The sequence below is a fragment of the Ferrimonas sediminum genome, from assembly GCF_900100175.1.
In the GTDB taxonomy this organism is placed as follows: Bacteria; Pseudomonadota; Gammaproteobacteria; order Enterobacterales; family Shewanellaceae; genus Ferrimonas; species Ferrimonas sediminum.
Window position 1 is genome coordinate 1 of sequence record NZ_FNEM01000026.1, and the last position, 12,598, is coordinate 12,598.

General features: G+C 58.2%; 10 protein-coding genes. 8 read left to right on the top strand and 2 right to left on the bottom strand.

Annotated features, from left to right (window positions below; genetic code table 11):
- Positions 1 to 551: 551 nt before the first annotated feature.
- Positions 552 to 1,007: a MarR family winged helix-turn-helix transcriptional regulator gene (locus tag BLT77_RS18900; RefSeq protein WP_245709998.1), complete on the bottom strand. Its 456-nt coding sequence runs from the start codon at positions 1,005 to 1,007 to the stop codon at positions 552 to 554.
- Between the two features lie 80 nt (positions 1,008 to 1,087).
- Here BLT77_RS18900 and BLT77_RS18905 point away from each other — a divergent pair, with 80 nt between their 5' ends.
- Positions 1,088 to 1,825: a siderophore-interacting protein gene (locus BLT77_RS18905; protein ID WP_090368302.1), complete on the top strand. Its 738-nt coding sequence runs from the start codon at positions 1,088 to 1,090 to the stop codon at positions 1,823 to 1,825.
- 46 nt (positions 1,826 to 1,871) lie between these two features.
- On the opposite strand, the gene brnQ is transcribed toward BLT77_RS18905, so the two are convergent.
- A complete protein-coding gene (brnQ, locus tag BLT77_RS18910; protein WP_090368304.1) occupies positions 1,872 to 3,161 on the bottom strand; it encodes a branched-chain amino acid transport system II carrier protein in 1,290 nt (429 codons plus the stop codon).
- 709 nt (positions 3,162 to 3,870) lie between these two features.
- Here brnQ and BLT77_RS18915 point away from each other — a divergent pair.
- The 7 genes from BLT77_RS18915 (at position 3,871) to BLT77_RS18945 (ending at position 12,581) form a co-directional block, all read left to right on the top strand.
- On the top strand, positions 3,871 to 4,665 hold the full coding sequence (locus tag BLT77_RS18915; protein WP_245709999.1) for a phosphate ABC transporter substrate-binding protein: 795 nt from the start codon (positions 3,871 to 3,873) through the stop codon (positions 4,663 to 4,665).
- On the top strand, positions 4,665 to 5,510 hold the full coding sequence (locus tag BLT77_RS18920; protein ID WP_218126960.1) for a PstC family ABC transporter permease: 846 nt from the start codon (positions 4,665 to 4,667) through the stop codon (positions 5,508 to 5,510). Before BLT77_RS18915 ends, BLT77_RS18920 begins: the two co-directional genes overlap by 1 nt.
- Positions 5,507 to 6,418, top strand: a complete 912-nt coding sequence (locus tag BLT77_RS18925; RefSeq protein ID WP_176819393.1) for a PstA family ABC transporter permease — start codon at positions 5,507 to 5,509, stop codon at positions 6,416 to 6,418. Before BLT77_RS18920 ends, BLT77_RS18925 begins: the two co-directional genes overlap by 4 nt.
- On the top strand, positions 6,402 to 7,097 hold the full coding sequence (locus BLT77_RS18930) for a phosphate ABC transporter ATP-binding protein (RefSeq protein WP_090368310.1): 696 nt from the start codon (positions 6,402 to 6,404) through the stop codon (positions 7,095 to 7,097). Before BLT77_RS18925 ends, BLT77_RS18930 begins: the two co-directional genes overlap by 17 nt.
- A gap of 354 nt (positions 7,098 to 7,451) precedes the next feature.
- Complete coding sequence (locus BLT77_RS18935) at positions 7,452 to 9,314, top strand: methyl-accepting chemotaxis protein (RefSeq protein WP_245710000.1); 1,863 nt, start codon at positions 7,452 to 7,454, stop codon at positions 9,312 to 9,314.
- A gap of 394 nt (positions 9,315 to 9,708) precedes the next feature.
- Positions 9,709 to 11,436: a hypothetical protein gene (locus BLT77_RS18940; RefSeq protein ID WP_090368314.1), complete on the top strand. Its 1,728-nt coding sequence runs from the start codon at positions 9,709 to 9,711 to the stop codon at positions 11,434 to 11,436.
- Between the two features lie 203 nt (positions 11,437 to 11,639).
- Positions 11,640 to 12,581 carry a LysR family transcriptional regulator gene (locus tag BLT77_RS18945; protein WP_090368316.1) on the top strand — a complete coding sequence of 314 codons (942 nt, stop codon included), beginning with the start codon at positions 11,640 to 11,642 and terminating at the stop codon, positions 12,579 to 12,581.
- Positions 12,582 to 12,598: the final 17 nt, after the last annotated feature.

Sequence of the window (12,598 nt, forward strand, 5' to 3'; positions counted from 1 at the left end):
GCGATCACCGCAATCCCAACCATCCTTCGGTCGTGCCCGCGCACGCGGGTACCCAGTGTCTGTGTTTCTCGTATCGATATTAAAGCCACTGGGCCTTCGCGTTCGCAAGGGCGACGGGGGGAGGTCGGTCGTGCCCGCGCACGCGGGTACCCAGCGGCTTTGCTGCTCCCAGCCAAAACCAAAGCCACTGGGCCCTCGCGTTCGCAAGGGCGACGATGCTGATGCTTCGCTCTCAGGCTCTGACAGGGCTCAGACATACATTGTCTTTACCGGTATTGGGTATTACTGGTGCATCACTTTGGTTACCAGCAGCGAATTGGAGTAAGGGTAAAGAAAAGTAAGGTAGAAACAAGCGCTGCGAGTAACGCCAAAGGCGGCCGAACGCAGTGTCAATAGACCCCGGTTTCATCGACACTGTTGAAATTTCCAATGGCCGCAATGTGGCGAATGCTGCCACTTACGACCGACCTTTACCCCGCCAGTCCCAACGTCCCCGTTTGTCGGCAATGTTGGCACCTCATAAGCCCGCCATAGTGTTGGCTTGTCGGGCTTCATTCTTGGTGGTTGTCGGCGCGGAGGTTGGCGGTAATGGTGGTGGCGATGGCATCAAAGCTGGCCAACTGCGCCTCCGTCAGGTTTTGGCGCATGCGCGCTTGTACCCTGGTGCGGGTTTGTTGAATCAGGGTGGCCAGTTGCTGCCCTTGGTCGGTCAGAGTCAGTAACTGGCTGCGTTTGTCTTTCGGGTGGGCGGCTTTTCTCAGCCACTGTTTTTCCACCATCTCCTTTATCAGCCTGGCGATCTGCGCTTTGTCCCTGCACAGATGGCTGACAATGTCATTGGCGGTGCAGTGTTCCTGGCTGGCGATATAGGTTAAGCATTTTACATGCATTGAGTTTAAACCCAGCTGCTTGGCTTTTAACTCTGAACGCATTGCCATTCTGTAGGCGTGCATGAGGTCGAACAGGGTGTCTGATAGGGCGTTGTTGTTCATGGCGAACTGGCTCATTGGTTGATTTTATCAACTAGATTGCGGTATGGTTGATTTTATCAACCAAATTATCCAAGTTCAAGTTGAAGGAGAGTTGTATGAAGCCAAACAAGCCTGTGCCCCGGGCCACCCAAGTGTCCAAGGTCATTCCTCTGTCTCCTCATCTGCGCAGAATCGTGGTATCCGGCGACAGTCTCAGTACGTTTCCCGAGGGGATGGAGGGCGGCTACGTCAAAGTGGTATTGCCCGAGGAGGGTGGAGAGCGAAAGATGCGTTCCTATACCATTCGCGCTTTTGATCCAAAGGCCCGGGAGTTGTCGCTGGATTTTGTGATTAACCGGCATCGTGGTCCTGCCACCGACTGGGCGGCCACCGCTGTCGTGGGCGACAGGGTCGGCATTGCTGGTCCGGGGCCGATGAAGTTGACCAACTACCGGCATCACAGCTATCTGCTGGTGGGTGATCTCACTTCCATCAATGCCATCAATGGCTACCTGCCCCGGTTCAGAGCGGATGCGGACGTCCGGGCGCTGATCTCGGTACCGACCCGAGAAGACATCATTGAGCTGGATTACGACAGCAGCCACAATACCCGCTGGATCATCGAGGACGAGAGCTTCGAGCCTTTGCAGCAGCGGGTGCTGGATACTGCACGGGGCATGGCCGCCGACACCCATGTGTTTCTGGCACTGGAAGCCAGTCAGATTCGAGCCTTGCGAGCGCCCCTGCAGGAGCAGATTGGCATCGACCGGCTGAATTTGTTTGCAGTGGGTTACTGGAAACAGGGCGTCGATGCCGATCGTTTCGGGCTGCAGAAACGGGCGGCGCCGCTGTAGGCATTGCCGGCCCGAACCTGGGTATCCACATAAAGTTGTGAGGGCATCAGACCTGAGTGCACAGGCTTTGCTGGCGGTGCCTGGCGATCGCCAGAGCTCCCAATAGCAGCAGACAGGGCAGTAACCAGCTCAGGTGCTGCGGATACAGGGGCAGCCAGAGTGACAGGCTCTGGTGCAGGGAGGCGGGGACCAGCTCCAGTACCGCCAGTGCATCGATACAGCCAAACAGGCTCATGGTCACCACCAACAGATACAGTTGTCGGTGGCGGTTCAGCGACAGGCCGGCGGCCAATACCAGGGCAATGGCGATGGGGCACAGGGTCAGGATCAGGGGCAGGCTGAAACGAATCAGTTGCTCCAGGCCGACGTTGGAAACCAGGGCGGTCAGCAGCAACACCAGCGCCGCGCAGCGGGGAAAGGCGACGCCGTGGTTATTCTGATAGTACTCGGCATTGGCGTTGGTTAGGCCGACGATGGTGGTCAAACAGGCGGTGAGGGTAATGGCGCCCAATAAGGCCTGACCCACCGGGCCCAATACTGTGGCGGCGTATTGGGTAAGAATGTAACCACCGTTCGCCGCCTGCGGGGCGATGTCGGAGGCGGTGGCACCCAAATAGCCCATGGCCAGATAGCAGGTGGCCATCAGTACCACATAGATGCCGGCAACCGCATCGCTGTAGCGGCGAATCTCCCGCCGGTCATTGACGCCCCTTTGCTTAATGGCGTGGACGATCACCCAGCCAAAGGCCACCGCCGCGATGGCATCCAGCGTCATGTAGCCTTCTAGTAATCCATTGACCAGTGCGCCACTTTGGTAACGTTCGATGGCGGCCTGTGGGGCGCCCTGAGGGCTGAGAATGGCGGCAATCACCAGGGTAGCCAGCATCAGAATCAGCGCCGGGGTCATGAATTTGCCGATGATGTCCACCAACTTGCCGGGCTTCAGCGCCAGCAATAGGCTGAGTCCACAAAAGGCGATGGAGAAGGGCAGCAGGGCATCGGTGTCGATAAAGGGGGCCAGCCCCATCTCATAGGCGACGGTGACCGCCCGGGGCAGCACAAAGGCCGGCCCCAGAGTGGCAAACACCAGCAGCCAGAAGCCATTTCTAAGCCAGTGGGGAAGGGCATCGGTCAGCGCCGCCACCGAGGGTAAGCGCCCCAGCACGCACAGCGTCAGTGCCGGCAGGCCCACGGCAGACAGCAGGAAGCCGCTCATGGCTGTAAGCCAGTGCTGACCGGCCTGTTGCGCCAGCAGAGGGGGAAAGATCAGGTTGCCTGCGCCAAGGAAAAGCGCAAATGCAGTAAAGCCGATGGCCGTGATGTCTCGAGTTCTCAATGCAACTACCTTCAGTGGTAAAGGTCAGCGTGTTGGCGAGAAAAGAGAAGGAAGGACTCTGCTTTCGCCAGCGAAGCTGACGAAAAACAAAACCGTCAGCGTCAGAGAATGACGACGACGACGGAGACCTGAGTGAAGCTCGGGCAACGCATTGTGGCTGGAACTGGTTCCAACTTTAATGGGGATGAAAGGCGCTGCATGAGTCTCAGATCGTGGTGAATGACCGTCACACTGTAATGCCTGGATAAGACGCTGTAAAGTCTGTATTCACCGTTGGCCTGGGTTGGTTTTGCTCGGGGTGGTCAAATTGCTGGCCAATTCCTGATTAAGTTATTGATATAAGTTGCTTTTTGTTTTGGTATTAACATTTTTTGTTGGCAAATACAGCTTGTGAGCCTCTGGTTCATGGTTGTTTTTAGGTGTTCTATGCGTGAACTCGGTTGGTGGTGGTTGTTTTGTTTAGGTTAACCCGGACCTGGGAGTGCGGATAGTGATATGCCAAGCGTACCGGCAACGGTGATTATTTCGTTATTCTTGACAAAGCCTTTTATAATTAATTGATCTGAATCAATTTTTTTACAATCGCTTGCGTTGTTATTGCGATGCGCTAGGCGTACCCTTGCCGTCTCTTGGCGCCCACTCGGGTTTGGCTTTTAATTAACCAGAATAGAGAGACGAGTTTATGCGGTTGCACACCGGACTTTTCGCTTTGCTTATTTGTGGTCTGGCGGCGTTTGCCCAGGCGTCTGATCTGGACGCGTTTCAGGATCAGAGTGGCACCCTTAATATTGCCGGTGGCACTGCCCACATTCCGGTAATGAAGCAGGCGGCCCGGGCGATCATGACCGCGAACCCGAACATCAGAATCACCATTGCCGGCGGCGGCTCCGGCGTCGGTGCCCAGCAGGTGGCCAAAGGGTTGGTGACCATTGGTAACACCGGCCGGGCGCTGAAGCCCTCTGAAGCGGCCCATGGTCTGATTTCGTTTCCTTTTGCCATCGATGGCGTGGCGGTCATCCTGAATCCGGATAACCCGGTTACCCAATTGACCCAGCAGCAGGTGATCGGCATCTACGCCGGTCGCATCGACAACTGGCAGGCCCTGGGGGGCGACGACCGTCGTATCAACCTGTTCACCCGTGACGAAGCCAGCGGCACCCGGGCGGTGTTTGTGAAGAAACTGCTGAGCAAGCAGCCGGTGGCCACCTTTGCCAACGTGGTTGCCTCCAATGGTGCCATGAAAACCTCGGTGGCTCGCGATCCCGGTGCCATCGGTTACTCCAGTGTCGGCTACATCGATGACTCGGTGCGCGCACCGGCACTCGATGGCGTAGTGCCCACCAATGAAGCCTGCGCTTCCGGTGAATACCCTATTGTTCGTAAGTTGTACATGAACACCAAGGGCGAACCCCAGGGGCTGACCCGTTCGTTCATCGATTTCGTCTACAGCGCTCAGGGCGCCGAGTACGTGCGCCAGTCCGGTTACATTCCGCTGCTTCAGTAATGATGAGTCACAGGCCGTATCCCCGCCTGACGTCGTCGATGGCTACCTTGGTGTTGCTGCTGATAGCGGCGCTGTTTGTGGCCATCGGCTGGTTTGCGTTGCCGGTATTTCTGCACTCGTCACAGACTTTGCTGACGTTCCAGTGGCAGCCGGAGCTGGGCTGTTATGGCATCTTGCCCATGGTGGCGGGGTCGGCACTGGTGGCGCTGATGGCGCTGATGCTGGCTTGCCCGTTGGCGCTGGGGCTGACGGCGTTCGGTCTGTTGGTACGCCGGCCTTGGCTGGCGACGTTGGTGCGCACGGTGGTTCGGCTGATGGCCGGGGTGCCGACGGTGGTGTATGGCATTGCGGCCCTGTTCCTGTTGGTGCCGCTGCTGCGGGAGAGCTTTCGTGCCGGCAGCGGATACTCCTTACTGGCGGCGGCGCTGATGCTGTCGTTACTGATCCTGCCGGTGATGGTGTCGATGCTGGACAGCCAGATGCGGCCATTAATGCTGCAGCTTAGAATCGGCGCCCGCTCTATGGGCTTTACCGATGCTCAAACCCTGACCTATCTGGTTCTGCCCCGCTGCCGCCGGGCAATGATCAGTGCGGCCCTGCTGGGGTTTGGCCGGGCCGTGGGCGATACCCTGTTGCCAATGATGCTGGCCGGCAATGCCCCTCAACTGACTGGCAGCGTGCTGGACTCCATTCGAACTCTGACGGCGCACATCGGCCTGGTGGTCGCCACCGAGCAGGGCAGTGCCATGTACAACTCGCTGTTTGCCTCTGGTTTGATTCTGCTGGGGCTGAGTGCCGTCTTAACCCTGACCACCCGGGCGCTGCTGAAAGGGGGGCAACCATGAGCGAACGCAAAAGTACGCTGATGGCCGGCTGGGCACTGCTGGCCACCTCGGTGGTGATGACGGCAGTGATGGTGTTGCTGGGTTATGTGGTGTTATCCGGCGCCGCGGCCATGGGATCAACGTTGTTTGTCGGCGATGCGCCGTTGTGGCCGGCTCTCAGTGGCCAGACGCCGGTCTGGGGTGGCATCTGGCCGGCGTGCGTGGGCTCGCTAACGGTAGTGGTGCTGTCGTTGCTGCTGGCACTGGTGCCGGGTATTGGCACCGGTGTGTGGATGGCCACCGTCGTCGACAGCCGCCTATCCCGTTGTCTGGGCGTGGCAGTGGATGTGCTGGCCGGGGTGCCGTCGATTCTGATGGGGCTGTTCGGTTTTACCCTGATCCTGTTTCTGCGCCAGTGGTATTTTCCCGCCGCCAACACCAGTTTGCTGCTGGCGGCGGCTTGTCTGGCGATGCTGATCATCCCCTACCTGGCGGTGTCGACGCGCACCGCGCTGCAGTCTCTGCCGCCGCAGCTGCGGCAAACGGCGCTGTCGCTGGGGATGAGTGAGTCTCAAACCTGTCGGCATGTGCTGTTGCCCCAGGCCCGCGGTGGCATCATGGCCGGCATTCTGCTGGCCATCGGCAGGGCGGCCGAGGATACGGCGGTGATCATGCTGACCGGGGCGGTGGTCAATGCCGGGCTGCCCGGTGGCTTGCTGCAGCGATTTGAGGCGCTGCCATTCAGCATTTTTTACCTGAGCGCCCAATACCAGAGTCAGCAAGAGCTGACCATGGCGTTTGGCGCCGCATTGACGCTGATGCTGCTGACCGCCACCCTGTTTGCGGTGGCCGGCGGCTTGCAGCGGGCTGCCTGCCGACGTCGGTGGGGGGATTTGAATCAAGAGGTAATCCATGATCGGCGAGATTGATGAGTTGTCGGTTCGCTTTGGCTCCACCGAGGTGTTGAAGCGGGTCAGCCTGACGCTGCAGGAACGCAAGGTGCATGTGCTCAGTGGCCCCTCCGGCTCGGGCAAAACCACGTTTCTGCGAGCGCTGAACCGGCTCAATGACAGCTTCGGTGATTGTCATACCACAGGCCGGATTCGGCTGTGGCTTGATGATCAGCCTGTGCAGCTTGAGTCTTTGTCCCAGGCTCGCCTGCCGTATCTTCGACAGCGGGTTGGGATGGTGTTTCAGCACCCGCAGCTGTTGCCGGGCACCATTGCCGATAACCTGCTGTTGCCGCTGACGGTGGTGGCGGGGTTAAGCCGGACCCGTGCCCGCGAGCGCATGGAGCAGGGGTTGGTGCAGGCGGCGCTGTGGCCCGAGGTGGCTGGTCGCCTGACGGCCCCCGCCGTATCCCTATCCGGTGGCCAGCAGCAGCGGCTGTGCCTGGCCCGAACCCTGGCGCTTAAGCCGCAGATTCTGCTGCTGGATGAACCCACCGCGTCGTTGGATCCCGAGACCGCATTGCAGATTGAAACCTTAATCACCGAGTTGTCCCGACAGCTGACCATCGTGATGGTGTCCCACTCTCCCGAGCAGGCACAGCGACTCGGTGATCACCGGCTGCAGTTTGAGCGGGGCAGAGTGGTTAGCGGCCACTGAGTCGGTGGAATCTCGTTTTTTGCCGTTCTGTCGTAAATTGGATTTAAGTTGCCTGAGTTCCAGGTCGCTATGGCCTGAATAAAATCGGGTGCCCCGATTGAGGCTCAGAGTAAAAAACGATCGCCAAACGCAAAAGGCGGCCGGTTTGGCCCAATCGGATCACTGGTTTAATCCTATAAATTTGACATACAGGCGATGTTTTTTTCGCCCTTCGGGGTTTGGCTAAGATGCCCGCCCATTTTTCTCAGCTGGTCTGCGTGGCCTCTGAACGATTCCTTTTTCATTCCTTTAGCACAGTCGAGACAGCACGTGAAATCTCTTGGGTTCAAACGTTCAATTATTACCGCCGTGGTGATGTTGGTCACCTTGTGTTTGCTGACCGCAAACTGGTTGTCCTACTCCAACCTGAAAACTACCACCATTGCCAGCATTGATGCGCAGTCCAAAGCCATAGTCCGCTATGAGGCTGACAAGATTCAGGTCTGGTTCAAAGGCAAAAGTGACGCCATTGATACCCTTGCACAGCATTATGTCATCAACGAGAGCAGCGACTACTATGTAGAAACCGCAGCCATGGCCAAGCGGCTCAGCGGCATCAGCGGGGTTCTGTATGGCCTGGAAACCGGCCGGGCTTACTCCACCAGCGAGGGGGGCTACTGGACCAATGGTGTGGCCGATCCGCGCCAGTACGATCCTCGCCAACGGCCCTGGTATCAGCAGGGGCGGGCCAGCGCCGGACTGGGGGTCACCGACATCTATGAAGATGCCCTCAGCGGCGAGCACGTTGTCTCGGTAGTAAAGCGGGTGGCCGATGGTGTGATCCTGGGGGACATCGAGCTGGACATTCTGGAGGAAACCGTGAAAGCGGTGGATTTCCCCGGTGCAGTAACCGCCATCATGGATGGATCCGGTAAGGCGCTCGCTTCCAACTCCCGTCGCCTGACCGAGGGCACCCATTTTGCCGATATCGGCATGGACAAGGTTCGGGTCGCCATGTTGGCGAAGGCAGAAAACACCACCCACTATACACTGGACGGTGCCGACAAGCTGGCCTTCACCAAGGCGATCGAACTGGTGGACGGCAAGCGCTGGTACCTGTTTATCGGTGTTGATAAATCCGTGGCTTATGCCGAGGTGGATCAGGCGCTGAATACCGCCATCTGGTCGTCGGTGATCATGCTGTTGGCGGCCGTAGGGCTGACCATCATCACTCTTAATGGCTTGTACCGTCCTATCCTGGCTTTGAAAGAGGTGGTGATGGATCTGTCTCAGGGCAACGGCGATCTGACTCGACGCCTGCCGGTGACCAGCGACGATGATTTGGGCCAAATCTCAAAGGGGATCAACCAGTTTATTATCAATTTGCAATCGCTGATGCTGGAGGTATCGCAGTCGTCGGCGCACATCTCCCGCAGTGTCGAGCAGGTGAAGTATCAGACTGATTCCAATAACGCGGTACTGGAAGCCCACACCACAGAGACTGAACAGGTGGTGGCTGCCATCGAGGAGATGAGCGCTACCGCCAATGACGTGGCCAGCAACGCCGCCAATGCTTCCCAATTTACTCAAAGCACCAATGCGCAGGTGTCCCAGTCCAAACAGGTGGTGCTGGATGCCACCACCACGGTATCGCAGCTGGTGGGGGACGTGGACACCACCGCCAACAATATTACCGAGATCAGCAACGACACCAGTGACATCACCAATGTGCTGAAGGTGATTGGTGAGATTGCCGATCAGACCAACCTGCTGGCACTGAATGCCGCCATCGAGGCCGCCCGAGCCGGCGAACAGGGGCGTGGCTTTGCGGTGGTGGCCGATGAGGTTCGGGCTCTGGCGGCACGGACCCAGAGCAGTACCGCTGAAATTGAGGCGACCCTGAGCAAGCTGCACAGCGGTTCGGAGTCAGCGATGACCGCCATGAACCACACCAAGGCCAGCTGTCAGCGCACCGCTCAGAGCACCTCTCAGGTGGCGGATGATCTGGACACCATCGTGCACTCGGTAGCGCAGATTAACGATCTGAATACCCATATCGCCACCGCGGCCGAGGAGCAAAGTTCGGTGACCGGTGAGATCAGCCGTAACGTCAGTGCCATTCGCGATATCGTGGTGCAGTTGGCCACCAATGGCGAAGCCACTGCCAATGAGGCGATGAACCTGGCGGCGGCCAACAGTCAGCTGAAGTCGGTGGTGGGCAAATTTAAACTGCAGTAAATCGATGCCATAAATGCGAAGGCCACCTTAAAGGTGGCCTTTTTTATGCGAGCGCGTCGGCAGGGCCGGCGTAATGGTGCAGCGATTGCGCTGCCTGGTCGAGTCTCCTGGTTGTCAGCCGTCTTGCCCGGGTTAGCCCCAGTTCAGCCTGATGCCGCTACACTGATTCAGTCCGTTGCTGCGGTCGGTTCCAAGGATCGACCTCGGCTTTTTGTCATCGGTGGCGTTTTTCTTGGACTGATGGTTGGGCCTTTGATACTGTCCTAGACAGGATAAATTTCAATGACTTCCTATTGATTTCTGACAGGGTAGGGGGCATTACTCACCATCGTCGTTGGTCTGGGCAGAAAGGGCGCTTCTGCGATTTATCGGCGGCATCGACAGGGGAATTAGGGTGAAGAAACTGGCATTGGCAACGGTTGTCGCAGCGGCGGCCATCGGCGCTTACATCTACACGCAGCAACCGCAGAGTGCCGCCTCAGGGATGGCGAGTTTTGTTCCGGCTGACACCGTCTGGTATTCCGCTCAGCAGACCCCGTTTCCCATTCGGGCTTACCTGAAAGCATCGGCGGCCAGCTATCGGTTGTCTGACGGTGAGATGCAGCAGTTGCAACAGTCTTTGCAGCAGGCCGAGGACGTGGATGAGAAGTTCTTCCTGGCGTTTCTGCTGAACTATTTGCAGGGCATGAATGATCCCGACCAGTTGGTTAAGGATTACGGTCTCGGTGACACGGTCCGCTTTTACACCTATGGCATCGGCGCGGCGCCGGTGTTTAAGTGGGAGGTGGAAAATCCGGACGCGTTCTGGCAGACCCTGGGTCGAATTGAGGCACAAAGCGGGGCCATGCACCACACGCGCACGGTCGGCGGCCTCGAGGCCCGGGTCTACGACCTGGCACTGGACGATGTGGATGAGCAGCTGGAGCTGTGGTTTGCCGAGGTTGACGGCATGATGACCATGGTCATCGGGGCTCCCTTGCTGGATGCGCGGCAACTGGCCATCGCTTTTGCCCAGGCTAGGCCGGCGCAGGCGCTGGCGGACACCGGTATTCTTGATGAGATTCGGCAACGAAACCGTTTTCACTCCGATGACATCGGTTACATCAGTCACCAGCAGCTGCTGACCGGGCTGATGACCCCGTCGGGCAACACCATGGCCAAGCAGATTAGTCGTTTGACCGATGACCCTCAGGAGCTGGCTCAGTTGCAGGACCCGGTCTGCTACGAAGAGCTGTCTGCGATTGCTGCCAACTGGCCCAGAACCGTGTTTCAGACTGAGATCCACCAGCAGGGTAGTGGTTTTAGCATCAGCAGTGACACCATCATTGAGTCACGCAACCAGCCGATGCTGAGTGCGCTGAACAAATTACGGGGTTTTGTGCCCCAGAGCCTGTTTGATGCCGCCACACCGATGTTTGCCGCAGCGCTGGGGATCAACGCCGATACCCTGCAGGAGGGGCTGGTGGAGGTGCGGGATCAGATGTTGGAGGTGGCCTATCAGTGTCCGCAACTGGCCCAGCTGCAACAGGAGCTCAAGCAGGTGCCGCCGGAGTCGTTAGCGCTGTTCTCTGGCTTTACCGATGGCATTCAGGGGCTGGGCCTGGGGATCTATGACTATGCGTTTGATGACAGTCGCACCGATGGCACCCTGAGTACCTACAGCATGTTGATGAGTGTGTCGGCCAAAGACCCCGCCAAGGCTTTTAATGCCATCAAGATGGTGAGTCCGGAGCTTGCCAGCCTGAACTTGAAACCGGGGCAGGAAGCGGTGGACATCAAAGACCGGGTGCCCCAGCTGCAGTATGCGCTGCAACCGATTATGCTGCAGATGAGTGACAGCCAGCTAATGCTGCATACCGGTGACAAAGGGGCTAGCGTGGCTGAGGCCATGGGCACCGAGGTGTTGGCGGCCAATGGCCTGATGGCGGTGACGCTTGACTATCAGCGAGCGATGTTGCCTGCCATGGACTGGGCGAAGGCTCTGGATCCAGAGTTGGTGGAGCAACTGCAGTCGATGCAAAGCTACGATCTGATCATGAAGCTGATGCTGGATGTGGACGATCGTGGATTGGTGCTCCATTACCAGGGAGACTCGGATCCTAAGCGGCTCATGGCCAAGTAATCTTGCCTGTCCCGCCTGCTCCGGGCGGGGCAATCACTTAACGCTGTGCCGGAGACAGCCCCGGCCAGTGTCTTTCTCCTCCCCTTGATTGCGGCTGGATAGACCGGTCGACCGTTACGGTTTCAGCCCCTCAGGGGCGCTGGTATTTGCAGGGCGGGGTAACTTGAGTACCATGGCCTCAGATCCTGTTTGCTGGAGTGCTAATGCGCCATAACCTGAATCAATTGAGAGTGTTGTCGGCGTTGTTGCAGCAACCTAACCTGACCCGGGTGGCGGAGAGTCTGCACATGACCCAGTCGGCGGTCAGCAAAACCCTGCAACAGTTGCGACAGGACTTCGATGACCCGTTGTTGGTGCGCGAAGGCCAGCGCTATCTGTTGACCCCAAAGGCCCGATCGTTGCAGCTAACCCTGCCGCAACAGTTACAGCAATTGGATGCCCTCTACCTGCCTCAGCGTTTTGACCCAGGTCAGTGCCGACGCACTCTGGTGTTCTCATCGTCCGATTACGTAGCCCAGCATATCTTTCCGGCTATTGCTGCCGAAGTGGGCCGGCAGGCGCCCCTAGTGACACTGGAGTATCGCTTGTGGGACAAGGGACAGTTGTCACAACTGGCCAACCTGCCGGTGGATCTGGTGTCCACCATCGTGGAATCGGTGCCGGATAATGTGGCCCGGCGGAATCAGGGGGAAGACGGCCTGGCGGTGCTGATGTCGGCGCAACACCCTTTGGCTGACCAAACTCTGACATTGGAGCGTTATCTGCAATATGGGCATCTGCGAGTCAGCGGCGGCGGCGATAAGGACTCGCCGGTGGACACCGCGTTGCAGGCGCTGGGGCACCGCCGTCGCTGTTTTGCCCAGGTACCGTTTTTCCAGTCTGCGCTGGGGTTGTTGTTGTCGACGCCGACTCTGCTGACCACGCCGCTGCACATTGCTGCTCAGATGTCGGAGCAGGCACCGATGGTGGTGAAGCGGTTGCCCTTCGACTGTGCCCGCCAGCACTACCGGCTGCTGTGGCATCGCCGTTTTAACGAGGATCCGGCCCATCGCTGGTTTCGGGAGCTGGCGTTTCCGTTTTTGTGCGACCACCTCAATCACTATGTGCAGCAAGGCATAACTAAAACGACTTGCAACCATGAATAACTATCGCTTTTGGTAAT